The organism is Actinomadura bangladeshensis, assembly GCF_004348335.1.
Classification (GTDB): Bacteria; Actinomycetota; Actinomycetes; order Streptosporangiales; family Streptosporangiaceae; genus Spirillospora; species Spirillospora bangladeshensis.
The window spans coordinates 1-25,651 of sequence record NZ_SMJW01000007.1 but is presented as its reverse complement, the minus strand read 5'-3'; the positions used below and the strand labels follow the sequence as shown (position 1 = coordinate 25,651).

20 protein-coding genes are annotated in these 25,651 nt (G+C 75.1%); 15 read left to right on the top strand and 5 right to left on the bottom strand.

The window, feature by feature from the left end:
- Positions 1-48 precede the first annotated feature (48 nt).
- Positions 49-474: a limonene-1,2-epoxide hydrolase family protein gene (locus tag E1284_RS02880; RefSeq protein WP_207923523.1), complete on the bottom strand. Its 426-nt coding sequence runs from the start codon at positions 472-474 to the stop codon at positions 49-51.
- A 50-nt stretch (positions 475-524) separates the two neighbouring features.
- Here E1284_RS02880 and E1284_RS02875 point away from each other — a divergent pair, with 50 nt between their 5' ends.
- The 7 genes from E1284_RS02875 (at position 525) to E1284_RS43925 (ending at position 8,894) form a co-directional block, all read left to right on the top strand.
- A complete protein-coding gene (locus E1284_RS02875; protein ID WP_207923522.1) occupies positions 525-3,620 on the top strand; it encodes an AfsR/SARP family transcriptional regulator in 3,096 nt (1,031 codons plus the stop codon).
- A 155-nt stretch (positions 3,621-3,775) separates the two neighbouring features.
- A complete protein-coding gene (locus tag E1284_RS02870; RefSeq protein WP_131936724.1) occupies positions 3,776-5,329 on the top strand; it encodes an MFS transporter in 1,554 nt (517 codons plus the stop codon).
- 78 nt (positions 5,330-5,407) lie between these two features.
- A complete protein-coding gene (locus E1284_RS02865; protein ID WP_131936722.1) occupies positions 5,408-6,322 on the top strand; it encodes an SPFH domain-containing protein in 915 nt (304 codons plus the stop codon).
- Between the two features lie 10 nt (positions 6,323-6,332).
- Positions 6,333-6,584, top strand: coding sequence for a type II toxin-antitoxin system antitoxin (locus E1284_RS02860; RefSeq protein WP_131936720.1), 252 nt, complete (start codon positions 6,333-6,335; stop codon positions 6,582-6,584).
- Positions 6,585-6,586: 2 nt separating this feature from the next.
- Positions 6,587-7,213, top strand: a complete 627-nt coding sequence (locus E1284_RS02855; protein WP_131936718.1) for a GOLPH3/VPS74 family protein — start codon at positions 6,587-6,589, stop codon at positions 7,211-7,213.
- Between the two features lie 104 nt (positions 7,214-7,317).
- A complete protein-coding gene (locus E1284_RS02850) occupies positions 7,318-8,001 on the top strand; it encodes a lysophospholipid acyltransferase family protein (RefSeq protein ID WP_131936716.1) in 684 nt (227 codons plus the stop codon).
- Positions 8,002-8,045: 44 nt separating this feature from the next.
- Positions 8,046-8,894 (top strand): ATP-binding protein, encoded by an 849-nt coding sequence (locus E1284_RS43925; protein WP_424923465.1) that lies wholly within the window; start codon positions 8,046-8,048, stop codon positions 8,892-8,894.
- On the opposite strand, the gene E1284_RS02840 is transcribed toward E1284_RS43925, so the two are convergent.
- The gene (locus tag E1284_RS02840; protein ID WP_131936714.1) at positions 8,891-9,967 is read right to left on the bottom strand and encodes a mechanosensitive ion channel family protein; all 1,077 of its coding nucleotides are present in this window, start codon (positions 9,965-9,967) and stop codon (positions 8,891-8,893) included. The two genes, E1284_RS43925 and E1284_RS02840, sit on opposite strands and share 4 nt — an antisense overlap.
- 173 nt (positions 9,968-10,140) lie before the next feature.
- On the opposite strand from E1284_RS02840, the gene E1284_RS02835 reads away from it, so the two are divergent.
- Positions 10,141-11,766: a CocE/NonD family hydrolase gene (locus E1284_RS02835; protein WP_131936776.1), complete on the top strand. Its 1,626-nt coding sequence runs from the start codon at positions 10,141-10,143 to the stop codon at positions 11,764-11,766.
- On the opposite strand, the gene E1284_RS02830 is transcribed toward E1284_RS02835, so the two are convergent.
- Entirely contained in the window at positions 11,763-12,212 is a 450-nt protein-coding gene (locus tag E1284_RS02830) for a peroxiredoxin (protein WP_131936712.1), read from the bottom strand. The two genes, E1284_RS02835 and E1284_RS02830, sit on opposite strands and share 4 nt — an antisense overlap.
- A 228-nt stretch (positions 12,213-12,440) precedes the next feature.
- On the opposite strand from E1284_RS02830, the gene E1284_RS02825 reads away from it, so the two are divergent.
- The 3 genes from E1284_RS02825 to E1284_RS02815 all read left to right on the top strand — a co-directional run bounded on the left by E1284_RS02825 (position 12,441) and on the right by E1284_RS02815 (position 17,894).
- Positions 12,441-13,694 carry a glycosyltransferase gene (locus E1284_RS02825; RefSeq protein WP_131936710.1) on the top strand — a complete coding sequence of 418 codons (1,254 nt, stop codon included), beginning with the start codon at positions 12,441-12,443 and terminating at the stop codon, positions 13,692-13,694.
- 115 nt (positions 13,695-13,809) lie between these two features.
- Positions 13,810-16,755, top strand: a complete 2,946-nt coding sequence (locus tag E1284_RS02820) for a helix-turn-helix transcriptional regulator (protein ID WP_131936708.1) — start codon at positions 13,810-13,812, stop codon at positions 16,753-16,755.
- A gap of 311 nt (positions 16,756-17,066) precedes the next feature.
- Positions 17,067-17,894 carry a nitroreductase/quinone reductase family protein gene (locus tag E1284_RS02815; RefSeq protein ID WP_131936706.1) on the top strand — a complete coding sequence of 276 codons (828 nt, stop codon included), beginning with the start codon at positions 17,067-17,069 and terminating at the stop codon, positions 17,892-17,894.
- Here the strand turns inward: E1284_RS02815 and E1284_RS02810 are convergent.
- Together E1284_RS02810 and E1284_RS02805 are read right to left on the bottom strand one after the other, a co-directional pair.
- Positions 17,891-18,955 carry an NAD(P)H-dependent amine dehydrogenase family protein gene (locus tag E1284_RS02810; protein ID WP_131936704.1) on the bottom strand — a complete coding sequence of 355 codons (1,065 nt, stop codon included), beginning with the start codon at positions 18,953-18,955 and terminating at the stop codon, positions 17,891-17,893. The two genes, E1284_RS02815 and E1284_RS02810, sit on opposite strands and share 4 nt — an antisense overlap.
- A complete protein-coding gene (locus tag E1284_RS02805; protein WP_131936702.1) occupies positions 18,952-19,737 on the bottom strand; it encodes an SDR family oxidoreductase in 786 nt (261 codons plus the stop codon). The genes E1284_RS02810 and E1284_RS02805 overlap by 4 nt, the downstream gene beginning before the upstream one ends.
- A 227-nt stretch (positions 19,738-19,964) precedes the next feature.
- On the opposite strand from E1284_RS02805, the gene lanKC reads away from it, so the two are divergent.
- From lanKC to E1284_RS02785, 4 genes are all read left to right on the top strand, one after another.
- Positions 19,965-22,520 (top strand): class III lanthionine synthetase LanKC, encoded by a 2,556-nt coding sequence (gene lanKC / locus E1284_RS02800; RefSeq protein ID WP_131936700.1) that lies wholly within the window; start codon positions 19,965-19,967, stop codon positions 22,518-22,520.
- Positions 22,521-22,526: 6 nt separating this feature from the next.
- A complete protein-coding gene (locus E1284_RS02795; RefSeq protein ID WP_131936698.1) occupies positions 22,527-22,634 on the top strand; it encodes a SapB/AmfS family lanthipeptide in 108 nt (35 codons plus the stop codon).
- Positions 22,635-22,695: 61 nt separating this feature from the next.
- On the top strand, positions 22,696-24,447 hold the full coding sequence (locus tag E1284_RS02790; protein WP_131936696.1) for an ATP-binding cassette domain-containing protein: 1,752 nt from the start codon (positions 22,696-22,698) through the stop codon (positions 24,445-24,447).
- Positions 24,444-25,651 (top strand): ATP-binding cassette domain-containing protein (locus E1284_RS02785; protein ID WP_131936694.1); only part of this gene is annotated, 1,208 nt, incomplete at its 3' end. The genes E1284_RS02790 and E1284_RS02785, both read left to right, overlap by 4 nt.

Genomic DNA, 25,651 nt, shown 5'->3' with positions numbered 1-25,651 from the left:
CATGGACGATACCGGTGGCGGCGCGGGGCGGGCGTCCCGAACCGGTTGTCAGCGGGCCGTGGCGCGAGAACGGGCGCCGAGGGCGGAGACGAGGGCGCCGGCGAGTCCCTTGGCGGAGGCGGCCAGGAAGGTCGTCCAGTCGAAGTAGTCGCGCCACAGGGTGATGCGGTCGTCGTGCACTTCGAAGGTGCCGCAGACCCAGAACTCGGCGCGCCAGGCGCCCCGCTCCAGGACGTCGGTGCGTTCGGTCAGGACGGCCGGGCCGTTCGCGGCGATGGTGTGGACGCGGGCCTCGAAGCCGGTGCCGTGGCGGGCCATGCCGCGCAGCGTCCTCTCGACGGCGGGCAGGCCGCGCGCGGGCGGCAGCGGGACGTTCTGGTAGACGATCCCGGGCGCGGCGTAGGCGAGCGCGCGGTCGATGTCGAGGTCTTCGAGCGCGGCGAGGAAGTCGGTGACGATCTGGATCTCGGTCATGGCGCTCCTCCGAGGTGGGGAACACCACGGTAGTGCGGGAGAATCCGGGCATGCGGTTCGGCATCCTGGGAGCGGTCGAGGTTCGGCGCGGTGACGACGTGCTGCCGGTGGGCGGGCCGACGGTGCGGGCGCTGCTGGCCATGCTGGCGCTGGACGCGGGGCGCACCGTCCCCACCGAGCGGCTCATCGACGGCCTCTACGGCGAGGAGCCGCCGAGCGGGGCGGCGAACGCGCTCCAGTCGCAGGTGTCGCGGCTGCGGCGGGGCCTCGGGGACGCGGCGCTGGTCGAGGGCCTGCCCGCCGGGTACCGGCTGAACGCCGAGCGCGACGACGTCGACGCGCACCGGTTCGAGCGGCTCGCCGGGGACGCGCGGCGGGCCGCGACCGCGGCGGAGGCGGCCGGGCTGCTGGAGGAGGCGCTCGGCCTGTGGCGCGGCGCCGCGCTCGCCGATGTGGGCGCCCCGTTCGCGGCGGCGCAGGCGGCGCGGCTGGAGGAGGCGCGGGCGTCGGCCGTCGAGGGACTCGGGGAGGCGCGGCTCCGGGCGGGCGATCCCGCGGCCGTGGTCCCGGTGCTCCGCGACCTGGTGGACGCGCAGCCGCTGCGGGAGCGGGCGCGGGCGCTGCTGATGCGGGCGCTGCACGGCACCGGGCGGCAGGCCGAGGCGCTCGCCGTGTTCGAGGACGGGCGGCGGGTCCTGGCCGACGAGCTGGGCGCCGACCCGTCGCAAGAGCTCGCCGAGGTGCATCTGCGGATCCTGCGCGGCGAGGAGGGGCGCGAGCGCGTCCGGCCGAACCTGCCCGCGCAGCTCACCAGCTTCGTCGGCCGCGAGGAGGAGCTGCGGCGCGTCGGGAAGATGCTGGCCGGCGGCCGGCTGGTCACGCTGCTCGGGCCCGGCGGCGCGGGCAAGACGCGGCTGGCGATCGAGGCGGCGGGACGGGAGGACGGCGAGGTCTGCTTCGTCGACCTGGCGCCCGTCGTCGCGGACGAGGTGCCGAAGGCGCTGCTCGGCGCGCTCGGGCTGCGCGCGGGCGGCATGCGGCCCGCCCCCGGCGAGCCGTCGCCGGACGCGGTGGAACGCCTGGTCACGGCGCTGGACGGGCGGCGCATGCTGCTCGTCCTGGACAACTGCGAGCACGTCGTCGCGGCCGTCGCGCGGATCACGCACCGGCTGCTGAGCGCGTGCCCGCGGCTGCGGGTGCTGGCGACGAGCCGGGAGGCGCTCGCGATCACGGGTGAGGCGCTGCGGCCGCTGCCGCCGCTGGAGGTGCCGCCGGACGGCGTCCCGGCCGCGGAGACCCAGGAGTATCCGGCGGTGCGGCTGTTCCTTGACCGGGCCGAGGCCGTCCGTCCCGGCTTCGCGGTGGACGAGGGCAACGTCGGGGCCGTCCTGCGGATCTGCCGGGCGCTGGACGGGCTGCCGCTGGCGATCGAGCTGGCGGCCGCGCGGCTGCGGTCGCTGCCGGTGACCGAGGTCGCGGCGCGGCTGGACGACCGGTTCCGGCTGCTGTCGCGCGGGAACCGGGCGGCGGCGCCGCGCCACCAGACGCTGCGCGCGGTCGTCGAGTGGAGCTGGGACCTGCTGGACGAGGCCGAGCGGACCCTCGCCCGGCGGCTGACGGTGTTCTCCGGCGGGCTCGCGCTGGACGCGGCGATGGGCGTCTGCGGCCTGGACGACGCCGACGAGCTGCTCGTCGAGCTGGCCGACAAGTCGCTCGTGCAGAGCGACGGCACCCGGTACCGGATGCTCGACACGGTCCGCGCCTTCTGCGCCGAGCGGCTGGCCGAGGCGGGCGAGCGGGAGGAGTTCGAGCGGGCCCACGCGGAGCACTTCGCCGACCTGGCCCGCCGCGCCGACCCGCACCTGCGCGGCGCCGAGCAGCTGGCCTGGCTCGATCTGCTCGCCGCCGACCACGGGAACCTGCACGCGGCGCTGCGGTGGTCGGTCCGGGCCGATCCGGCGCTCGCGCTCCGGATGATCGCGCACCTGTCGTGGTACTGGTGGCTGCGCGGCCGGGTGGAGGGCGCGGCGCTGGCGTCCGAGCTGCTGGACACGGTCGGCGCCGATCCGCCGGAGGGCCTCGGCGAGGAGTACGTCCTGTGCGTGACGAACGCGGTGTCGGGCGGCGCCACGGGTGAGCGGGCGGTCGCGTGGCTCGACCGGGCCGCGGCGCTGCTGCACGGCATCGACCGGCAGGTGCGGTATCCGGTGGTGACCGTCATGTGGGCGCTCACCGCCGGTCCCGGCCGCACCGACAACACGGTGTTCGCCAGGCAGGTCGGCGACGACCCGTGGACGCGCGCGCTGCTCAGGATGAGCGAGGGGTTCCTCGCCCAGGCCGCCGGCGACATCACCGCGACGGAGCAGGCGTGCCGCGAGGCGCTGCGTGGCTTCCGGGCCTGCGGCGACCGGTGGGGCATCGCCAACGCGCTCGACACCCTCTCCCAGGTGGCGGGCTGGCGCGGCGACCACGCCCGCGCGGTCGCGCTGCTGAACGAGGCGCTGGAACTCGTCGGGCGGCTCGGCGCGCTGGAGGACACCGCCGACCTGCTCTACCAGCGGGCGCACCTGCTCATCCGGACCGGGACGCCGGACGCGGCGCGCGCCGGGTTCGAGCGCGGCATCGAGCTGGCGCGGCGGGCGGGGACCCCGGACAAGATCGCCGCCGGCTACCACGGGCTCGGCGACGTGGCGCGGCTGCGCGGGGACGCCGCGCAGGCGCGGCGGCTGTACGAGACGGCGCTGACCGGCTACACCTCCGAGCGGTTCATCGCCGTCGCGACGCGGGGGCCGGTGCTGATCGGGCTGGCCTGGCTGGCGATCGCCGAGGGCGACACCGGACGGGCCCGCGAACTGCTGCACGAGGCGCTGGACGGGTCGTTCGACCACCCGCTGTTCCTCTACCGGACGGCCGCGGCGACCGCGCTGGCCGGGGTGGCGGCCGCGGAGGGGGACGGGGAGCGCGCGGCGCTGCTGCTCGGTGTCGCCAAGGCGCTGCGCGGCATCCAGGTCGTCGGCGACGCCGATGCCGAGCGGGTGGCGGCGGACGCCCGCCGCCTGCTGGGCGACGCCGCCTACGAGCGGGCCTTCGCCGAGGGCGCCGCGCTCCCCCTCGACCGGGCCCACTCCCTCCTCACCGACCACTAGGCCCGTGACTTCGTTGACCTGCGGCGTGTTGTTGTTATCGGCGGCGCCATAACAACAACACGCCGCAGGTGAACGCAGTCGGTGCTGACGGGGGGCGGGCGGGCTGTCAGCGGACGGTGCGAAGACGGTCAGCGCGTCCCGCGACCGTTGCGGGCATGAACTCCTCAGCTCGCAAGTGGGGCACGTTCGCGATCTGCCTGCTGGCCGCGCTCGTGCCGAACATCGACCTGACCGCGCTGAACCAGGCCGTCCCGCACCTCAGCGCGGACCTCGACCCGTCCGCCACCCAGATCCTGTGGATCGCCGACGCCTACGGGTTCACGCTCGCCGGCCTGCTGATCACCATGGGCGGCATCGGCGACCGGATCGGGCACAAGAAGCTGCTGCTGATCGGCGCCGCGGTGTTCGCCGCCGCGTCCGCGGTGACCGCCTACGCGCCGAGCGCGGAGCTGCTGATCGCGGCGCGGGCGCTGCTCGGCGTGGCGGGGGCGACGCTGATGCCGTCCGGCCTGTCGCTGATCCGCCGGGCCTTCCCCGAGCCGAAGGAGCGGACGGCGGCGATCGGCGCGTTCAGCGGCGTCGCCGGTCTCGCCGTCGGCCTCGGCCCGGTCCTCGCGGGCGCGCTGCTGGACCACTTCTGGTGGGGCTCGGTCTTCATGATCAACGTGCCGATCATGGCCGTGGTGCTGGTCGCCGGCGCGGTCGTGCTGCCCGAGTCGCGCAACCCCCTCCCCGGCCGGCTGGACCTGGTGAGCGTGCCGCTGTCGATCATCGGCGTGCTCGGCGTGGTGTACGCGATCAAGGAGGCCGCCGCGCACGGCCCGGACGAGACCCGGATCTACCTCGCGCTGGCGGCCGGGCTGGCGGCGCTGGCCGCGTTCACCGTCCGGCAGACCCGGGTGGCCGAGCCGCTGATCGACATCCGGCTGTTCCGCCGCGCCGCGTTCGCCGGGTCCGTCACCACCAACATGATCGCGATGTTCACCCTGGTCGCCCAGTCGCTGATCTTCTCGCTGTTCTTCCAGCTCGCGCTCGGCTGGTCGCCGCTGAAGGCGGGCCTGGCCGGGCTGCCCGGCGCCGCCGGCGCCATGATCGGCGGCGCCGCGCTCGCCCCGCCGCTGATCAACGCGATCGGCCGCGCCCGCGTCGTCGCGACCGGCATGCTCGTCTCGGCCGGCGGCTTCTCCCTCTACCTGGTCATCGGCCTGCACTCCTCGTACTGGACGGTGATGTTCCCGGCCATGCTGCTGGCCGGGCTCGGGATGGGGCTGGCGCTGACGGTCACCGCCGACACGGTGCTCGCGTCCGTGCCGAAGGAGCGCTCGGGTTCGGCGTCGGCGATCGCCGAGACGGCGACCGAGCTGGGCGGTGCGCTCGGCATGGCGATCCTCGGCAGCGTCCTGACCGCGGTGTACCGCAACGTCCTGGACCTGCCCGCCGGTCTCCCGGCCCCGGCGGCGGCCGCCGCCCGCGACTCCCTGGCCGCCGCCCTGCAGGCCGCCGCGCAGCTCCCCGGGTCACTCGCCGGCCAGGTCTCCGTGGCCGCGCGGGAGGCGTTCGTGACCGGCATGCACGCCGCGCTGGTCCTCAGCGCCGTCTTCGCCGCGGTCGTGGCCGTCTTCGCCCTGGTGACGCTGCGCAACGTCCCCAAGGTCATCGAGGACGCCGAGGAGCCCGGCCTCGTCCCCGCCGCCGAGCCCGCCCCCTGAGCCCGCCCGGCGTCCTCCTCCGGTTGGTAAATGTGATATCACTTTGCTATGTTGATGATAACCACGGAGGAGGACGACATGGCGGACACGGGGACCGCGGTGCAGATGCCGCGACCGAAGATCGAGGAGCGGCCGGCGCGGGACCGCGGCGGGTGGACGATGCTCGGTGTCGGCGTGCTGTGGATCGCGGTGGGCGGCGCGGCGATCGGCCTCGGCGTCCTGGCCGGCGGGGGCGCCGCCATCGCCGTCGGCAGCACGGTGGGCTCGCTGCTGGCGCTGGCCGGGCTGATCGTCCTGGCCGGGCTGACGCCGGTCGCGCCGGGCGAGGCGCGCGTGCTGCAGCTGCTCGGCCGCTACTCGGGGACGGTCCGCACCGACGGGCTGCGGTGGGTGAACCCGCTGACCGAGCGGCGCAGGGTGTCCACCCGGATCCGCAACCACGAGACGGGGCTCGCCAAGGTCAACGACCTGGACGGGAACCCGATCGAGATCTCCGCCGTGGTGGTGTGGCAGGTGGCCGACACCGCGCGGGCGGTGTTCGAGGTCGACGACTTCGTGGAGTTCGTCGCGTTCCAGACGGAGGCGGCCGTCCGGCACATCGCGGGCAGCTTCCCCTACGACGCAGCCGACCGGACGTCGCTGCGCGACAACGCCGACGAGATCACCGCGCAGCTGTCGGAGGAGCTGGCGCAGCGGGTCGCCTCCGCCGGGGTGGTGATCATCGAGTCGCGGATCACCCGGCTGGCGTACGCGCCGGAGATCGCGCAGGCGATGCTGCGCCGGCAGCAGGCGGGCGCGGTGGTGGCGGCGCGGCAGCGGATCGTCGAGGGCGCGGTCGGCATGGTCCAGCTCGCGCTCGACCGGCTGGACGAGGAGAACGTGGTCGACCTGGACGAGGAGCGCAAGGCGGCGATGGTCAGCAACCTGCTGGTCGTGCTGTGCGCCGACCGGGACGCCCAGCCGGTGGTCAACACCGGCACCCTCTACCAGTAGCCCGGAACCAGTGGCGGAACGGAAGAAGATCCTGCTGCGGCTCGACCCGGCCGTCCACGACGCGCTGGCCCGGTGGGCGGGCGACGAGCTGCGCAGCACCAACGCGCAGATCGAGTTCCTGCTGCGGCAGGCCCTCGCCGACGCGGGCCGGATGCCCGGGTCGGCGGGACGGATGCGAAGGCCCGGGCGCCCGCGCAAGGCGGAGCGTCCCGGGGACGGGGAAGACGGGAACGACCCGCCGGTGGGCGGGGGCGAGGATTAGCCATGGTCGAGGTTCCGGAGTCGCTGCCGGCGCGCATGTACCTGCTGGCGTACGACCTGAGGAAGCAGCGGATGACCAAGAGCGGCGCGCGGCTCGGCTACGTGCTGCGCGCCGCCGCGCTGACCGAGCTGTACCTGGACGGGCGGCTCGGCGAGGAGCGGCGCAGGCCCGTCCCGGGGACGCCGGGCGACGACCCGTACGGGGTGCTCGCGCAGATCGCCGCGTCGCGGCCCCGGTCGTGGCAGCACTGGGTGCGCAAGGACGCCAAGCCGACCGTGGCGGCGGTGCGCGACGAGCTGGTGCGGGGCGGCTGGATCCGGGTGCGGGGGCGCCGGATCCTCGGGCTGTTCCCGCACCAGGAGGTCACCGTGAAGGATCCGCGGGTCGTGAAGACGCTGTGGGGCGGGGCGTCGTCGGCGTTGCGGGGGCGGCCGGTGGCGCACGTGAACAGCTACGACGCCGCGGCGGTGGCGCTGGCGGCGGCGGGCGAGCTGACGTCGGTGCTGCCGGGCTCGGACCGGCGGCGGCACAAGCGCCGGATCGAGGAGCTGACGGCGCGCAGCGGGCCGGCGGCGCCCGCCGTCCGGAAGGTGATCCGGCAGCTGAACGCGGACGCCGCCGGCGGCTGACGGCGAGGCGCCCGCCATAGCGGATTCCTACAAGATCCGAGCCTGCGGGTTTGTATCGGGCGCCACCGGCGGCGGGGGCGGCGGCGCCCATAGCCTTCTCGGACATGGATCCCGAACGGCTTGTCTATCCGCTGATGAAGTACGTCGTCCTCGGACCCGCGATGCGCGTCGCCTTCCTTCCCCGGGTGAGCGGTCTGCGGCACGTCCCGCGGATCGGCCCGGCGATCCTCGCCGCGAACCACCTGGCGTTCCTCGATTCGTTCGTGCTGCCGCTGATCGTGCCGCGGCGGGTCCACTTCCTCGGCAAGCACGAGTACTTCACCGGGGCCGGGATGAAGGGGCGCGCCACCGCGACGTTCTTCCGCAGCGTCGGCGCGATCGCGGTCGACCGGTCCGGCGGGCGGGCGGCGCTCGACGCGCTCGACACCTCGGCGGCCGTGCTGGACCGCGGCGGCGTGTTCGCGATCCACCCGGAGGGCACCCGCTCCCCCGACGGGCGCCTCTACCGGGGCCGGACGGGCGTGGCCCGGCTGGCGATGCGGACCGGCGCGCCCGTCGTCCCGGTCGCGATCACCGGCACCGACCGGGTGCAGCCGCGCGGGCGGGCCGTCCCGGTACCGGGCCGGATCGGGCTGCGGATCGGCCCGCCGATGGACTTCCGCGGACGCGACGACGGCGTCCCGCGCGGGAAGGCGGCCCGCCGGGTCACCGACGAGATCATGGAGGCGATCCAGGGCCTGTCGGGACAGGAGTACGTGGACGACTACGCGCCGCGCCCCGATGTTTGAGCGTGCCGGAAAGGGCACGTTTTAGGGGGACGGACGGAGATGATGTGGAAATCAGCCTGGACCTCCAGCTCCCCCGGGACGCCGCGAGCGTCCCGGCGACCCGGAGGCTCCTGGACGCGGCGCTCACCGCACTCGGGGTCGAGGACCACATTCGCGACGACATCGAGATGATGCTGACCGAGGCGTGCACCAACGTGATCAAGCATGCCGAGCACGGCGCCGACTACACGGTGCGGGCCGCGATCCAGGACTGCCGCTGCGTGATCAAGGTGATCGACTCGGGCACCGGGTTCGACGCCGAGCGCGTCCCCCGGCCCGAGCTGTCCGCCGAGCACGGCCGCGGTCTGCTGATCATGCAGTCGCTGGCGGACGACGTGCGGTTCCGCTCGTTCCCCGAGGACGGCGCGCTGGTCTCGCTGGAGAAGCGGCTGACCTACGGCGAGGACAGCCTCGGCGGGCTGCTCACCGCCGACAGCCGCGTCCCGGTCGCGGCCGGCGCCGACCCGGAGGCCGAGGAGTTCACCGGCCGCCTGTTCGAGCTGGCGCGGGCCGGCGACACCCGCCGGCTCGTCGGCTACGTCGACGCCGGGGTCCCCGCGAACCTGGCGAACGACCGGGGCGACACGCTGCTGATGCTCGCCGCCTACCACGGGCACCCGGAGACCGTCCGGGCCCTGGCGGCGCGCGGCGCCGACCCCGAGCGCGCGAACGACCGCGGCCAGCGGCCCCTCGCGGGCGCGGTGTTCAAGAAGGAGGCGGGGGTGGTGCGGGCCCTGCTGGACGCGGGCGCCGACCCGCGGGCGGGGTCGCCGTCCGCCGCCGACACGGCGCGGATGTTCGGCGACGCCCGGTTCCTCGACTGGTTCGACGAGGCGGCTCCCCCGGCCGGCTAGAAGGCCAGCTCGTCCTTGCGCGGCACGCCGTTCGCGCGGGACGGCTCGTCCAGCGCCACGCGGTGGTGCCAGTACGGCGGCGCGATGCCCTCCTCGCGGAGCGCCCGGTGCAGCCGCTTGAGGAACTCGTGCTTGATCGCGAACTGGTCGCCGAACTCGCTGGACCGCAGGATCACGTGGAAGCCGACGGCGGCGTCGTTGAAGTCGTCGAACCGCACCAGGACGTTGCAGTCGGCCACGCCGCCCTGGACGTCCTTCATGACCTCGTGGCCGACGCGGATGAGAAGCTGCTCGACCTCGTCCAGGTCGACCTCGTAGTGCACCTTCGCGTACACCAGCACCGACATGTCCTGCGCGGGGCGGTGGTAGTTGGTGAGGATCGTGTCGGAGAACCGCTGGTTCGGGATGACCTCGATGTTGTCCGACAGCGTCCGGATGGAGGTGTTGCGCCAGTTGATGTCGACGACGTACCCCTCCTGCCCGGTGGAGAGCTTGATGTAGTCGCCGGGCTCGATCGTCTTGGACGCGAGGACGTGCACGCCCGCGAACAGGTTGGCGAGCGTGTCCTGCAGGGCCAGCGCGACCGCGAGGCCGCCGACGCCCAGCGCGCCGAGCAGCGGCGTGATCGACACCCCGATGCTCTGCAGCATGACCAGGACGCCGATGCCGAGCACGATCACCCGGGTGATGTTGGCGAAGATCGTGACGTTCGCGGCGACGCCCTGCCGGGCCATCGCGATCGAGGTCACCGACGCCGCGATCAGCCGGGCCAGCGCCAGCGAGACCACCAGGATCGTGACCGCCGTCAGCACCCTGGCGATCACGTCGAGGGTGCCGCGCGGCAGTTCCAGGACCTTCGCCGCCGTCCACAGGCCGAGCAGCACCGCGAGCGGCATCGCCAGGTCCCGGATGAGGCGGGCGGCGAGGTCGTCCCAGGCCCACCGGGTGTCGCCGGCGCGCCGGGTCAGCCGCCCGGTCAGCAGCCGCAGGAGGACCGCGATCGCCAGCGCGGCCGCCATCACGACGGCGGCGGCGATGACGCGCGCCCAGCTCAGGTCGCCCAGGGTGCCCATGACGCGTGAAACTCTCCAGACACGGACCACCACGGTCCGTAAGATCCGATTTGCCGTATTGCGCGTCCCTGATCGTAGTGAACGCCCGGAGTGCCGCGGGGCGGATCACGGGACATGTGGCCGCGAGGTCGGCCGATCTGGCGGATACGATCGATCGGGTGGTAGGCGTGGGAATGATGCGCCGGCTGGGGGTCACGGCGCTGGGACTGCGGAACGGCCCCCACCGGGTGACGGTCGAGCGCGATCTCGCCGTCCCCGCCGCCGACGGCATCACGCTGCTGGCCGACCGGTACGCGCCGGTGGACGTCGACCGGGCGCCCGTCGTGCTCGTCCGCTCCCCCTACGGGCGGCGCGGCCCGTTCGGGCTCATGTGCGGGCAGGCGTTCGCGTCGCACGGGTTCCAGGCCGTGGTGCAGAGCGTCCGCGGCGGGTTCGGGTCGGGCGGCGTCTTCGAGGCCCTCGACGAGCGCGAGGACGGCCTCGCCACCATCGAGTGGCTGACGTCACAGCCGTGGTTCGGCGGGACGTTCGCCATGCACGGCCCGAGCTATCTCGGCTACGTGCAGTGGGCCGTCGCCGCGGAGGCCGGGCCGGAGCTGAAGGCCCTGTCGATGCAGGTCACCGCGTCCACGTTCCGGGACGCCGTCAACGTCGGCGGCACGTTCGCACTCGAGTCCGCGCTGATCTGGGTCGACCTGACCGCCCGGATGAAGAACTCGCTGTCCGGCATCACGACCGGCATCATGTCGCCGCGCCGCGCCCGCCGCGCCACGCTGTCCGGGCGGCCGATCGCCGAACTCGACCGGCTCGCGACCGGCGCGCAGCAGCGCTTCTTCCAGGAACTCCTCGTCAACGGCCCCGACACGCCGTTCTGGGACAAGCGCGACTTCAGCCCCACCGTGTCCGAGGTCACCGCGCCGGTGAACATGACGGGCGGCTGGTACGACATCTTCCTGCCCTGGCAGATGAAGGACTACGCGGCCCTGCGCGCCGCCGGCCGCCGCCCCTACCTGACGATCGGCCCCTGGTTCCACGCCGACCAGCGGATGATGCGCGGCTCGGTCGCCGACTCCATCGCCTGGTTCCGCGCGCACCTGCTGGACGACCCGTCCGGGCTGCGGGAGAACCCCGTCCGGCTCTACATCACCGGCGCGGAGGAGTGGCGCGAGTTCCCCGACTGGCCCGTCCCCGGCATGCGCGAGGAGCGCTGGCACCTGCACCCGGCCGGCGCCCTCTCCCCCGGCGCGCCGCCCGAGTCGGACCCCGACACCTACCGCTACGACCCGAACCACCCGACGCCGTTCCTCGGCGGGCCGACGCTGCTCGGCGAGACCCGGCCGTCCACCGACCAGAAGCGCCTGGAGCGCCGCCGGGACGTCCTCACCTACACCTCCGCCGTCCTGGACGACGACGTGGAGATCATCGGGCCGGTCACCGCCGACCTGCGCATCCGCTCGAACCGCGAGCACACCGACTTCGTCGTCCGGCTCTGCGACGTCACCCCGGACGGGGAGTCCCTCAACCTCTGCGAGGGCATGCGCCGCCTGGTCCCCGGCACCGCGGAACCGGACGCCGACGGCGTCCGGCCGGTCGCGGTCGAACTATGGCCCGCCGGCCACCGCTTCCGCCGCGGCCACCGCATCCGCGTCCAGATCGCGAGCGGCGCCTACCCCCGCGTGGCCCGCAACCCCGGCACCGGCGCCCCCATGGGCACCGCCACCGAAATGCTCACCGCCGACCAGGAGATCTTCCACGACCCGGCCCGCCCCTCCACCATCAGCCTCCCCATCGTCCGCTAGCGCGCGCGGAGGGCTTCCAGGGCCTTGTCGGCGTGGGCGTTCATGCGGACTTCGCTCTTGATGACCGCCAGGACGCGGCGGTCGGTGTCGATCACGAAGGTCTGGCGCCTGGTGGGGAGGAGGGCCAGGCCGCGTTTCACGCCGAACCGGGCGCGGACCTCGCCGGACGGGTCGGACAGGAGGGGGTAGCCGAAGGCGTGCTTGCCGGCGAACTCCTTCTGCTTGTCGACGGGGTCGGCGCTGATGCCGACCGGGTGGGCGCCCACCTCGGCGAGTTCGGCGGCCAGGTCGCGGAAGTGGCAGGCCTCGGCGGTGCAGCCGGGGGTCAGCGCCGCCGGGTAGAAGAACAGGACCACCGGGCCCTTCTCCAGGAGGGCGGTGAGGGTGCGGGCCTCGCCCGTCTCGTCGGGCAGTTCGAAGTCGTCCACGATGTCACCGACGTTCATGGGTCGAACCTAACGGAGCGGCGGCGCGGGCCGCGCGGGCCCCTCGGATCTGTGATCGTTCGGACCCGGCATCAGTGCAGGTCGGCGGTGGTTTGGTGGGACCGAGCCGGGCCCGGTGGTGTTTCGCCAGGTTTGACGGAGAGCCCGGAGGGATATGAAACTGGCCGAGCAGGTGTCTACGACGCAGATACCTCCGTGCTTCCCCTGTGTTGTCCCGGAGGATCCGTCATGCATCGCTCGCTCACCATCGCTCTCGTGTCCGCCTCCGACCTTGACGGCGAACACCTGCAGTCAATCCACGTCCGGGATCTCGCTCGTTCGCTCACCCGTCCCCTTGCCGGCGACGGGGAGCCGAACCAGGTCACGGTCTACGCGCGGCGGCAGGACAGGTCCGCCCGCGGCCGCGTCCGGCTCGCGCCGGGCGCCGCGCTCGTGCACCTCGACGCCGGGCCGGCCCGCCCGCTGTCGGATGAGGAGCTGCTGCAGCACATCCGCGACTTCGCGGACGAGCTGCGCCGCCGCTGGTCGGGTGCCGGGCGCCCCGACATCGTGCACGCGCACGGCTGGATCGGCGGGCTCGCCGCCTGCGCTGTGGCGCGTGAGCTGGGCATTCCGTTCGCGCAGAGCTACCACGGCGTGGCCGCGGCCGAGCGCCGCGCCGGGCGCCGGGTGCACCCGCACCGCGACCGCCTCGAGAAGGCCATCGGACGGGACGCCGACGTGGTGCTCGCCGGGCACGCGGAGGAGGCCGGCCAGGTCGTCCGGATGGGCGTGCCGCGCCCGTCGGTCGCGGTCGTCCCCTACGGCGTGGACGGCGACCACTTCGCGCAGGTCGGCCCGGCGATGCCGCACGGCGACCGGCGCCGCCTCGTGATGGTCTGCGACGACCTGGAGACCGGTGACGTCGCGACCGCGCTGCGCGCCCTCGTGCACGTCCCGGACGCCGAGCTCGCCGTCGCCGGCGGCCCCGAGCGCGAGGACCTGGAGAGCGACCAGGGCGTGCACCGGCTGCGCATGCTCGCCAAGGAGCTGCACGTCGCCGACCGGGTGATCTTCCTCGGCCGGCTGCCGCACAAGAACCTGCCGAAGCTGCTGCGGACGGCGGACCTGGTGCTCTGCCTGGCCCCGGACGAGCCGTGCCCGTCGGTGCCGCTGGCCGCGATGGCCTGCGGCGTCCCGGTCGTCGCGACCCCGGCCGGCGGGAACGCCGACGAGGTCCTCGACCACATCACCGGGCTGCACGTCCCGGCGGGGCGGCCGGTGGTGATCGGCCGCGCGGTCCGGCAGCTGCTGTCGGAGGACACCACCCTGCACGGCTACTCGATCGCCGCCGCCGACCGCGCCCGCTCCCGCTACTCGCTGGAGCGGATCGCCGCCGAGACCCTCCGCGCCTACCTGAAGGTGCTGCCCGTCCCCGAGCCCGAGCCGGCGCCGGCGGACGCGGAGCAGGAGACCGGCAGGACCCCCGCCCTGGTCGGCTGACCGCCGCCGTCCCGCAGGACGAGGCACGGCCAAGACGCGGTCCCGTTCCGCGAGCCCCGGTCACCCCCGCGGACCGGGGCTCGTCCATGTCCGGCCTGGTGGGATACTCGACGGAATGAGCAGGGTGCTGATCGGCCGGGCGGCCGAGCTCGCGGAGCTGACCGCCGCGCTGGAGCGGGCGGCCGCCGGCAGCGCGGGCGTCGTGCTGGTCAGCGGCGACGCGGGCGTCGGGAAGTCGCACCTGGTGTCCGCGCTGACGCGGGCCGCGCGCGGCAAGGGCTGCGCGGTGCTCGTCGGGCAGTGCGCGGAGCTGGGCGAGAGCATGCCGTACCTGCCGCTCGCGGACGCGCTGTGGACGGCCGCGCAGGCCGCCGGCCCCGAGGCGGACGAGGTCCGCGCCGCACTCGACGGCCGTCCCGTGCTGCGGGGCCTGCTGCCGGACGGCGACGGCGGCCCCGACGCGGCGTCGGAGCTGGGCCAGCAGCGGCTGTTCGGGGCGGTGCTGGGGCTGCTCGGCGAGCTCGGACGGGACCGGCCCGTCCTGCTGGTCCTGGAGGACCTGCACTGGGCCGACCGGTCGACCCGGCACCTGCTGACGTTCCTCAGCCGCGTCCTGCAGCGCGAGCGGGTCTGCCTCGTCGGCACCTACCGGTCGGACGACCTGCACCGGCGGCATCCGCTGCGGCCGGTGGTGGCGGAGCTGCTGCGGCTGCCGAACGTGACGGGCGTCGAGGTCCCGCCGTTCGGCCCCGGCGAGACCGCCGAGTACCTGGCGGAGCTGTCGCGCGGCGCCGCGCCCGTGACGGCGGAGGTCGTGGACCGGGTGCACCGGCGCTCGGAGGGCAACCCGTTCTACGCCGGCGAGCTGTACTCGGCCGACCCGCAGGTGCGGGACGGGGCGGCGGAGCTGCCGTCCGGGCTCGCCGACCTGCTGCTGTCGCGGGTGGAGCGGCTGTCGGACGGCGGGCAGCGGGTGGTGCGGGTCGCCGCGGTGGCGGGGCGCCGCATCGACGACGAGCTGGTGCGCCGCGTGTCCGGGCTGGACGAGGCGGCGGTCGGCGAGGCACTGCGCGAGGTGGTGTCGCACCAGCTGCTCGTCCCGCACGGGACCGGGTACACCTTCCGGCACGCGCTGCTGCGCGAGGCCGTCTACGGCGACCTGCTGCCGGGCGAGCGGACCCGGCTGCACGCCGACTTCGCCCGCCTCCTCGCCGGCCTGCCGGCCGGGACGCGGGGGTCGGCGGCGGAGCTGGCCCACCACAGCCTCGCCGCGCACGACCTGCCGGCCGCGTTCGCGGCGTCGGTCCGGGCGGGCCGGGAGGCCGACCGGCTCGGCGCGCCCGCCGAGGCGTTCGAGCACTACGAGCGGGCGCTGGAGCTGTGGGACGCCGTCCCCGGAGCGGAGGAGGCCGCCGGCGCGGGCCGGGCCCGGCTGGCGCTGACCGCGGCGCAGGCGTCCGCGCGGGCCGGCGAGGTGCGGCGGGCCGCGCACCGGCTGCGGCGGCTCATCGACGTCGCCGACCCGGCGGACGCGTCCCTCGGCTCGGTGATCCGCGAGCACCTCGCGGCGTACATGCTCGACCTCGACGAGCTGGAGGAGGGCCGGGTCATGGCGCGGGAGGCGGTGACGATGCTGCCCGCCGCCCCGCCCACCGCCGACCTCGCCTGGGCCCTCGCCACCTACGCCCGGACGCTGCTCTACCTGGACCCCGACGGCGAGATGCCCGCGATGGCGGAGCGGGCCGTCGCGGAGGCCCGCGCCGCCGGGGCGCCGGGCGCCGAGGCGGCCGCACTGGTGACGCTCGGCGTCTACCGGGAGTCGCGCGAGGCCGACAGCGGCGTCGCCGAGCTGTTCGGGCGGGCGCGCGACCTGGCCGACGCGGCCGGCGACAGCTCGCAGGCGGCGCTGCGCGCCCGGTTCCAGTACGCCCGGACGAAGTTCGACCGCGGCGACCTCGCGGGCGCCGCCGCGGCGACCGACGAGGGCGTCCGGTTCGCGCTGGACAACGGCGTCGAGTGGAGCATGTTCGGAACCGCCATCCGGACGCTGCGCTACCTCGTCCGCTACACGACCGGGGACTGGGCGGAGGCCGACCGGCTCGCGGCCGGCTTCCCGCTGCAGGTCGTCCGGCCCGCCGAGGCGCAGGTCTCGGCGTACGCGCTGTTCGTCGAGGTCGCCCGGGGGCTGCCGGTCGTGGAGGAGCGGCTGCGCTGGCTCGCGCCGCTGTGGCACGAGGACCAGCTCGCCAACTACATCGCGCGGGGGCTCGCCGCCGAGCACGCCCTGTGGCGGGACGAGCCGGAGGCCGTGCTCGAACACGTGGACAGCATCGCGAAGACGCTCTACGGCGACGGCGCGACCTTCATCCGCATCGCCGCGACCGGGCTCTGGGCCCATGCCGAGCTGGCGGCACGGGCCCGCGCGGCCGGCGACACCGGCGCCGTCCGGCGGGCGGCCGAGGCCGGCGACGAGCTGCTGCGGCGGGCGCGGCAGGCGGTCGACTTCACCTACGAGGGCGAGCCCCGGCGCTGGCTCGGGCACGAGGGGCGGGCGTGGCTGGCCCGCGCCGAGGCCGAGCGCCGCCGCGTGGACGGCGTCCACGACCCCGGACTGTGGCGCGAGTCCGCCGAGCTGTTCACCTACGGCGACCCGGGCGGCGGATTCGTCTACGAGGTGGCGCGCTCGCGCTGGCGGCTGGCGGAGGCGCTGGCCGAGAACGGCGACCGGGAGGCCGCCGCGCAGGAGTGGCGCCGGGCCGTGGAGACCGCCGAGCGGCTGGACGCGCGGCCGCTGCTCGCCGCGCTCCGCGCCCTCGGCGCCCGCGCCCGCCTGGACCCCGGGCGCCGCGCGTCCGCGCCGTCCGGCCCCTTCGGCTCCCTCACCGCCCGCGAACGCGAGGTCCTGAAGCTCGTCGCGGAGGGGCGCAACAACCGCGAGATCGCCGCGGCCCTGTTCATCTCCCCGAAGACGGCGAGCGTCCACGTCTCCAACATCCTCGCCAAGCTGAACGTGACGAGCCGCACCCAGGCCGCCGCCCTCGCCCACCGCGAAGGACTGTGATCCACCGCGGTGCGGCCTGAATTGCCGGTGATCTTGCACTGCATTGGCGGTGCGGGTAATCTGCGATTCGTGACTGCCGGGTCGGCCATGGGCCATGAGCGAGTGAGGTTCCCGGCCTCCGAGTGAGGCCGGGGCGGGCACGCGGCCCGCCTTTTCCACTCGCGTTCCCTCTCTTCTCTCCACACGCATCGCGTGACGTCATCGGGCATGCCCGCATCCTTCGGCATGCCCTTCACCGCCATTCCATAAGCCACGGCCGCGCGCCATTTCCGTGGCTTATTCGCCGTGCCCGAAAACAGCTCAGGAGACATATGGATTTCAACACGCAGGTCATCGAGGAGTTCCGCGCGAACGGCGGGCGGGTCGGCGGCCCGTTCGAGGGCGGGCGGCTGCTCCTGCTGACCACGACGGGGGCCCGGACGGGCGCCCGGCGCACCACGCCGCTCGGCTACCTGCCGGACGGCGACGGCCGCGTCCTCGTCATCGCCTCGGCCGGGGGCGCGCCGAAGGACCCGGCGTGGTTCCGCAACCTGGTCGCGAACCCGCGCGTCACGGTCGAGAGCGGCGGCTTCACCTACGAGGCGGACGCCGTCGTCCTGGCGGGCGGTGAGCGCGACGCCGCGTTCGCGCGGGCCGCGGAGGCCGACCCGGGGTGGGCCGAGTACGAGGTCGGGTCCGGGCGGACGCTGCCCGTCGTCGCGCTCGTCCCGGTCCTGGCCGGGCCGCCCGGCGGGCCGGAGTCGCCGAGCGCGATGCTCGTCGCCGTGCACGAGGCGTTCCGGCGGGAGCTGCGGCTGATCCGCGGGGAGGTCGAGGCGTCCGGGGCCGGGGTCGGCGCGCAGCTGCGGATCAACTGCCTGACCCTGTGCCAGGGGCTCGGCAACCACCACATGGGCGAGGACCAGCAGATGTTCCCGCTCGTGGAGCGCAGGCATCCGGAGCTGGCACCGGTCCTGGCGCGGCTGAGGGACGAGCACGAGACGGTGAAGCGTCTCTTGGACGAGCTGCGCCGCGTCCTCGGCACCGGTGATCCCGCGTCCCTGCTGGCCGAGGTCGACCGGCTCACCGGCGCCCTGGAGGCGCACCTCGACCTGGAGGAGGAGCGGCTCGTCCCGGCGCTCGACGCGCTCGGCCTCTAGAGCAGGCCGCGGCCCGGGACCAGCGGCAGGTCCAGTGCGGTGAGCAGGCCGGGCGGCGCCTGGACGACGGCGGGAACGGCGTTGACCAGGCGCATCGCGGTGGCCTTCAGCCCGGCGGTGTTGTGGTCGCCGTCCGTGCCGAGGAGCCGCAGGTCGACGGTGTAGTTCGGCTCGCCGCGGACCTCGACGCGGTAGCAGCCGTCGCCGGCGGGCTGCGGCCAGTCGGGGGCGAGGTCGTCGCGGAGCCGGGTGACGTGCTCCAGGACGATGACGGCCTCGCCGCCGCGCATGCCGCGCAGCTCGAAGCGCAGCGCGGCGGCGGTGCCCTTCTCGATCGTCCCGGCGGAGACGCCGAACGTGTCGGGGGCGGGCAGCCGGGTGTGCCGCTCGTCGATCCCGTCCAGCTCCACGCCGAGGCCGGCGGCGAGCTGGCGGACGACGCTCCCCCACGCCATGGTGAGGACGCCGGGCTGCAGCAGCATCGGCGTCTCGTCCATGGGGCGGCCGAAGCCCATGATGTCGAACAGGACCGTGCCCTGGTCGTAGGTCGCGTAGTTGAGGATCTCCATGCAGCGGACCTGGTCGATGCGCTCGCTGATGCCGGTGACGGCGAGCGGCAGCACGTCGTTGGCGAATCCGGGGTCGATCCCGTTGACGAAGATCGACGCTCCGCCCCGGGCGGCGGCCTCCCGGACGGGCTCCGACATCTCGGGCGGGACGACGCCGTCCGGGAACTGCAGGAACACCGGGCTGCTGGAGACGACGTTCACGCCGGCGCGCAGGATGCGGCACAGGTCGTCGATCGCCTCCATCAGCCGGACGTCCGCCATCGAGGTGTAGACGACGCAGTCGGGGCGGAGCGCGAGCAGCGCGTCCGCGTCGCCGGTGGCGGTGACGCCGAGGTCGCGGCCGAGGCCCGCGAGGTCGCCCGCGTCCCTGCCGGCCTTGGCGGGGGTGGACGTCCAGACGCCGGCGAGTTCCAGGTCGGGGCGGGCGTCGATGCCGGCGATGGCGTGGCGGCCGACGTTGCCGGTGCTCCAGGTGACGACGCGGTAGGTCACAGGTCCTCCAGGTGGAGGTCGAGGTTGGGCGTCTCGATGCCGCCGTCCACCCGCAGCAGGCTGCCGGTGACGTAGGCGGAGGCGGGCGAGGCGAGGTAGAGGACGGCGGCGGCGACGTCCTCCGGGTCGCCGACGCGGCGCAGCGGCGTGCTGCCCTCCATCTCGGTGCGCAGCTCGTCGCTGGTCATGACGACGTCGAGCGCGGACGTCGCGATGGAGCCGACGGCGATGGCGTTGACGCGGATCCGCGGCGCCAGGTCGAACGCGGCGAGCCGGGTGTAGTGGGCGAGCGCGGCCTTGGCGCTGCCGTAGGCGAGGTAGCCGCGGCCGGCGATGCGTCCCACGGCGGAGGAGATGTTGACGACGCTGCCGCCGGCCTCCAGCAGGTGCGGGACGGCGGCACGGGTCAGCGCGTGCGCGGTGGCGACGTTGAACCGGAACGCCTTCTCCAGGTGCCGGGGCTCGGTGTCCATGAAGGGCGCCGGCATCGCGCCGCCCATGTTGTTCACCACGATGTCGAGGCGGCCGAGGCCCTCGACGGCGCGTCCGGCCAGCTCGGCGGCGGTGTCGGGATCGCTGAGGTCGGCGGGGACGACCAGCGCCCGCCGCCCGGCGGCCTCGATCTCGGCGGCGACCTCGCGGAGCTGCTCCTGCGTCCGGGCGGAGATCACCACGTCGGCGCCGGCCTGCGCCAGCGCGACCGCGGCGGCCGCGCCGAGGCCGCGGCCGGCGCCGGTCACGACCGCCGCCCTGCCATCGATTCGGAACCGATCCCAGATCACCGGCGTCACCTCCGGGCCGTCGCATCACCGACCGCACAGCCTACGCAGAAAGTAGAACGTGTTTCAATACGTGCCGCGCGCGACGGTCAGGTGACCGGCGCATGCGGGCGGCCGGTACATCTTCACGGGTCATTCGTTATTTCCGCTACTAGCCGCCTCACGGCGGTCCTGCAATTCTTTTCTGCGGAGCGCGCCAACGGCGGGTCAATGCGGAAGGGAATGCGGTCGTGGACAAGGGGTACGAGCTTTACTGCCTCGCCGACGAGGTCTTCTACGACGCTCCCCCGGTCACCCGCCGCACCGATTTCGACATCGCCGGCCGCACTCTCCCGGACGGCTGGGAACAGGTCTTCGGAGACGAATGGATCGTGTACGTCCCGCCGGTTCAGCGCACTCCGGCGCAGGGCTGGAAAGTGCACGTCACCGGATGCGCGGAAAGCGCCGGAAAGGTGCTCGCCGGGACGTGGGAGTACTGCGTCGCGGCCGGCATCGAGTTCAAGCACCTGCGCGGCCCGGGCACACTGCGGATGCGGAACGCCAAGTACGCGCCGCGCGGCGCGAGCGGGAAACTCGTCACCGTCTACCCCGCGGACGAGCGCGAACTGGAGCGCGTCCTGGACGGCCTCGGCGCCGTGCTGGACGGCCTTCCCGGCCCGTACATCCTCAGTGACCTGCGTATCGGCGCGGGGCCGCTGCACGTACGGTACGGCGGGTTCGCCGAGCGCCGCTGCCTGGACGAGAACGGCAGGCTGGTGGCCGCGCTGGAGAACGGCGCCGGCGAACTGGTGCCCGACCGCCGCAATCCGGTGTTCTCCGTCCCCGAATGGGTGAGCCTGCCGGCCTGCCTCGAACCCCATGTGAAGGCGCGCGCCGCCACGACGACATCCGATCTGCCGTACCGGATCGAGAAGGCCCTGCATTTCTCCAACGGCGGCGGAGTCTACGAGGCGGTCGACACCCGGACGGGAGCGAAAGTCGTCCTGAAGGAAGGGCGGCCTTACGCGGGCCTCGCCGCCGACGGCGCGGACGCGGTCACCCGGCTCGAACGGGAACGCGACATTCTCAAGAAGCTCGACGGGATCGACGGCGTTCCCGCCGCGCTGGACTGGTTCGCGCTCGGTGAGCACCATTTTCTCGTCCAGGAGTTCATCGAGGGGCGCACGCTCAACACGTTCTTCGCCGAACGCCATCCGATGCTCGATCCCGAACCGGATTCCGCCCGGACGGCCGAGTACACGGCGTGGGCGCGGCGCGTCCACGCCGGGGTGGAACGCGTCGTCGCCGCCGTCCACGAGCGCGGCGTCGTCTTCAACGACCTGCACATGTTCAACGTGATGGTCCGCCCGGACGACTCGGTCGCGCTGATCGACTTCGAGACGGCGGCGCCCGCGTCCGCCGGCGGCCGGCAGACCCTCGCCAACCCGGCGTTCCTCGCCCCGCCGGACCGGCGCGGCGCCGACGTCGACCGCTACAGCCTGGCCTGCCTGCGGCTCGCCCTGTTCGTCCCGCTGACCACGCTGTTCGTGCTCGACCGGGGCAAGGCGCGGCAGCTCGCCGACATGGTCGCCGCGAACTTCCCGGTGCCCCGGGCATGGCTGGACGAGGCGGTCGCCGAGATCGCGCGGGACGTCCCGCCGGCGCCCGCGCCCGAGTTCGTCCCCGACCCGCCCGGCTGGGAGCGCGCCAGGGAGGCACTGTCGCGCGCCATCCTCGCCAGCGCGACTCCGGACCGCGCCGACCGGCTGTTTCCCGGCGATGTGGAGCAGTTCTCCGGCGCGTCCCTCGGGCTGGCGCACGGCGCCGCCGGCGTCCTGTACGCGCTGGATGCGACCGGCGCGGGACGCTTCCCGGCGCACGAGGAGTGGCTGGCCGCACGCGCCGCCGATCCGCGGCGCGGCACCGGGCTCGGCCTCTACGACGGGCTGATGGGCGCCGCCCACGTGCTCGCCCGCTTCGGCCGCATGGACGCGGCGCTCACGGCCGTCCACCACTGCCTCAACGAGAAGTGGGAGCGCCTCGGCGACGACCTGTACGGCGGCCTGCCCGGCTTCGCGCTCGTCCTGGACGACCTGGCGCACCGGACCGGCGACACGTCCCTGCGCGACGCGGCCTCCCGCGCCGCCGGGATCGTCGCGGACCGGGCGTCCGGCGGGCCGAGCGCCCGTCCCGGCCTCATGCACGGCGGCGCCGGCGCCGCGCTGATGTTCGTCCGCGCCCACGAGCGCACCGGCGACCCGGAGCTGCTCGACCTCGCGGCCGCCGCGCTGCGCCGCGACCTCGCCGCCTGCGTCACCGACCGCAACGGCGCCCTGCACGTCGACCAGGGCAGCCGGGTGCTCCCCTACCTCGGCCGCGGCAGCGTCGGCATCGGCCTCGTCCTGGACGAGTACCTGGCGCACCGCCCGGACGAGGAGTTCGAGACCGCGCGCAGAGCCGTCCGCATCGCGGCGACGTCCCGCTACTACGCGCAGCCCAGCCTGTTCAGCGGACGCGCCGGGATGCTCCTCTACCTGGCCCGGCACGACCGGGACGACCCGCGCGCGGCGGGGCACGTCCGCGACCTCGCCTGGCACGCCCTCCCCTACGGCGGCGGCCTGGCGATGCCGGGCGAGCACATGTACCGGCTGTCGATGGACCTCGCGACCGGCACGGCCGGCGTGCTGCTCGCCCTCGGCGCGGCCCTGCACGGCGCACCGGCCGGACTGCCGTTCTTCGGGACGGCCCACCGACCCCTCGCGGGAACCCCCGCGGTGGCCACCTCTATCCAGCCCGAAAGGGGGTGAAGGAACATGGCGCTTCTCGACCTGCAGGGAATGGTGACCGAGAACGGCGGCGGCGGCAACAGCAGCCTCAGCCTGCTCTGCCACAGCTCGCACAGCATCACCATCTGCCTGTGACGGCCGGCGGCGGCCATGGTCTCCCCGTGGGGCCATGGCCGCCCTCGTCATGGAGGCGATCATGACCGCAGGACCCGCGCCGGCCGGCCCGAACCGGCTGCTGCTGCGCGCCGCCGGGCGCGCCCGCGGCTGGACGGCGCTCGTCGCGGCGGCCGCGGCCGCCGACGCGGCGGCGGCCGTGCTGCTGCCGTTCGCGCTGGCCCGCGCCATCGACGCCGTGCCGCCCGGCGGCCCCCCGGCGGCGGCCGCGCTGTGGCCGTGCGCCGCGCTCGTCGCCGTGTCCGCCGCCGCCGAGGTGCTGTCGGAGCTGGCGGCCGGCAGCGCCGCCGCGCGGGCGACGGCCTGGCTGCGGCACACCCTGGTCCGGCACGTCCTCGCGGTCGGGCCGGCCCTGCGCATGCCGCCCGGCGACGTGGCGGGGCGGACGGTCGGCGGCGCCGCCGAGGCGGGGGTCGCGCCCGCCGCCGCGCCGGAGGCCGCCGCCGGGCTGCTGCCCGCCGCCGGCGCCCTCGCCGCCCTCTGCCTCATCGACTGGCGCACCGCCGCCGCGATCGCGGTCGCGCTGCCCGCGGTGGCGCTGCTGATGCGCGCGTTCGTCCGCGACATCACCGCGTCCGCGACCCGCTACCTGGACGTGCAGGGAACGATCGCGGGCCGCCTCGCCGAGGCGCTCGGCGGCGCCCGCACGATCGCCGCCGCCGGCACCGCCGGGCGCGAGGCGGCGCGGATCCTCTCGCCCCTGCCCGGCCTGCGCGCCGAGGGCGAGACGATGTGGCGGGTGCAGGGCGGGGTCGCCGCCCGCGGCCTGCTCGCGCTGCTCCTGCTCCAGGTGGCGGCGGTCGGCGTCGCCGGGACGGAGCTGGCGGCCGGCCGCATCACGCCGGGCGAGCTGGTCGCGACCGTCCAGTATGCGGGGCTCGCCGCCGGGTTCGGGCCCGTCCTCACCCAGGTCCTCCGCCTCGGCCGCGCCCGCGCGGGCGCCCGCCGCGCCGCCGGGATCCTCGCGCAGCCCGTCCCCGCGCACGGTTCGGCCGATGCCCCGCCCGGCCCCGGCCGGCTGGAGTTCCGCGGCGTCACGGCGCTGGGCGCGCTGCGCGGCCTCGACCTGGCCGTTCCCGGCGGCCTGGCCGTCGCCGTGGTGGGCCGCTCCGGTTCCGGCACCTCCGAACTGGCCGCGCTGGCCGGGCGCCTGGCCGACCCCGACGAGGGCGAGGTCCTGCTCGACGGGACGCCGCTCCCCCGCCTCACCCGCACCGCGCTCCGCCGCGAGATCGGCTACGCCTTCGCCCGCCCCGCCCTGTTCGGCGCGACCGTCCGCGACGCACTCGCGTTCGGCCCGGCCCGCCCGCCGGACGCCCGCCTGGCCGAGGCGGCGCGGGCGGCCCGCGCCGACGGCTTCATCCGCCGCCTGCCCGGCGGCTACGGCACGCCGCTCGCCGACGCGCCGATGTCGGGCGGCGAACTGCAGCGCATGGGCCTGGCCCGGGCCTTCGCGCACGCCGGCCGCGTCCTCATCCTGGACGACGCCACCTCCAGCCTCGACACGGTCACCGAACTGGAGATCACCGACGCGGTCCTGACCCGCTTCGCCGGCATCACCCGCCTGATCATCGCCCACCGGGCCTCGACCGCCGCCTGCACGGACCTGGTCGCCTGGCTGGACGGCGGCCGCCTCCGCGCCCTGGCGCCCCACACGACGCTCTGGCAGGACCCCGGCTACCGGGCCGTCTTCGCCGCGGAGAACGCCGAGCCCCCCGAGGGCGGCGCCGCCGCGGCCGGCGAGGGATCGGAGCTCGTGGAGGGGACGCCGTGAAGGGCAGGCGGGAGGCTGCGGGCGTCCTCTGGAGGACGGTCGGGGAGGCCGTCCGGGCCCGGCCGCGCGCGGTCGGGCGGGCGTGCGCGTGGTCGGTCGTCGAGGTCGTCCCCACCGCGGTGTTCGGCCGGGCCGTCGGGGAGGCGACGGACGCGTTCCGGACGGGACGGGCGCGCGAGGCGGCGGTGTGGCTCGCTGTGCTGGCGGCATCCGCCTTCGCGGGCGCGTTCGGGAGCCGGCGGCTGTATCCGGCGCTGGCGGCGATCGTGGAGCCGTTCCGGGACGACCTCGTCCGGCGCGTCGCGGCCGGGGCGCTGCACCGGTCGCTGCGGGGGCGGCCCGACGGCGGCGCGGTGGCGCGGCTCACGCACCAGGTGGAGATCGTCCGCGACACGTTCGGGGGGCTGCTCGTGGTCGCGCGCGGGTTCGTCTTCTCGGCCGGGGCGGCGCTGCTCGGGCTGCTGACGATGATGCCGGAGGTGGCCGTCCTGGTGGTGCCGCCGCTGCTGGCGGGGCTGCTCCTGTTCGGCGCCGTGTTCGGGGCGGCTGCCGTCCGGCAGCGGGCGCTCGTGGTCGGCGAGGAGGGCATCGCGGAGCGGACGACCGCGCTCGCGGAGGGCCTGCGGGACGTGGCCGCGTGCGGCGGCGAGGACCGGCTGGCGGCCGAACTCGGCGCGGCGGTGGAGGCGCAGGCGGCGGCCGGGCGGGCGGTGGCCCGGTTCGCGGCGGTGCGGGCCGTGGCGCTGGCGGTGAGCGGGTGGCTGCCGCTGCTGCTCGTCCTCGCGGCGGCGCCGTGGCTGATGCGGCGCGGCGCCACGCCGGGGACGGTGATCGGCGCGCTGACGTACGTGCTGCACGGGCTGCAGCCCGCGCTGCGGACGCTGGTGCAGGGCATGGGCGGCAGCGGGCTGCGGCTGGCGGTGACGCTCGGCCGCATCATGGAGACGAGCGCGCCGGACGCGCCCGAGCCGGTGCGGGCCGCGCCCGTCGACGGGGCCCCCGCCGTCGAGCTGCGCGGCGTGACGTTCGGGTACGGCGCGCGGCCGGTCATCGAGGACCTCGACCTCGTCGTGCCGCAGGGCGACCACCTGGCGGTGGTGGGGCCCAGCGGGATCGGCAAGTCGACGCTGGCGGCGCTCATCGCGGGCCTGGTGGAGCCGGACGAGGGCGAGGTGCTCGTGGCGGGCCGGGCGGCGGGCGACCC

Bases quoted from the DNA above. Each gene is read 5' to 3' on its own strand.
- E1284_RS02880 (WP_207923523.1), bottom strand. From the start codon at position 474: ATGACCGAGATCCAGATCGTCACCGACTTCCTCGCCGCGCTCGAAGAC.
- E1284_RS02875 (WP_207923522.1), top strand. From the start codon at position 525: ATGCGGTTCGGCATCCTGGGAGCGGTCGAGGTTCGGCGCGGTGACGAC.
- E1284_RS02870 (WP_131936724.1), top strand. From the start codon at position 3,776: ATGAACTCCTCAGCTCGCAAGTGGGGCACGTTCGCGATCTGCCTGCTG.
- E1284_RS02865 (WP_131936722.1), top strand. From the start codon at position 5,408: ATGGCGGACACGGGGACCGCGGTGCAGATGCCGCGACCGAAGATCGAG.
- E1284_RS02855 (WP_131936718.1), top strand. From the start codon at position 6,587: ATGGTCGAGGTTCCGGAGTCGCTGCCGGCGCGCATGTACCTGCTGGCG.
- E1284_RS02850 (WP_131936716.1), top strand. From the start codon at position 7,318: ATGGATCCCGAACGGCTTGTCTATCCGCTGATGAAGTACGTCGTCCTC.
- E1284_RS02840 (WP_131936714.1), bottom strand. From the start codon at position 9,967: ATGGGCACCCTGGGCGACCTGAGCTGGGCGCGCGTCATCGCCGCCGCC.
- E1284_RS02835 (WP_131936776.1), top strand. From the start codon at position 10,141: ATGATGCGCCGGCTGGGGGTCACGGCGCTGGGACTGCGGAACGGCCCC.
- E1284_RS02830 (WP_131936712.1), bottom strand. From the start codon at position 12,212: ATGAACGTCGGTGACATCGTGGACGACTTCGAACTGCCCGACGAGACG.
- E1284_RS02825 (WP_131936710.1), top strand. From the start codon at position 12,441: ATGCATCGCTCGCTCACCATCGCTCTCGTGTCCGCCTCCGACCTTGAC.
- E1284_RS02820 (WP_131936708.1), top strand. From the start codon at position 13,810: ATGAGCAGGGTGCTGATCGGCCGGGCGGCCGAGCTCGCGGAGCTGACC.
- E1284_RS02815 (WP_131936706.1), top strand. From the start codon at position 17,067: ATGGATTTCAACACGCAGGTCATCGAGGAGTTCCGCGCGAACGGCGGG.
- E1284_RS02795 (WP_131936698.1), top strand. From the start codon at position 22,527: ATGGCGCTTCTCGACCTGCAGGGAATGGTGACCGAGAACGGCGGCGGC.
- E1284_RS02790 (WP_131936696.1), top strand. From the start codon at position 22,696: ATGACCGCAGGACCCGCGCCGGCCGGCCCGAACCGGCTGCTGCTGCGC.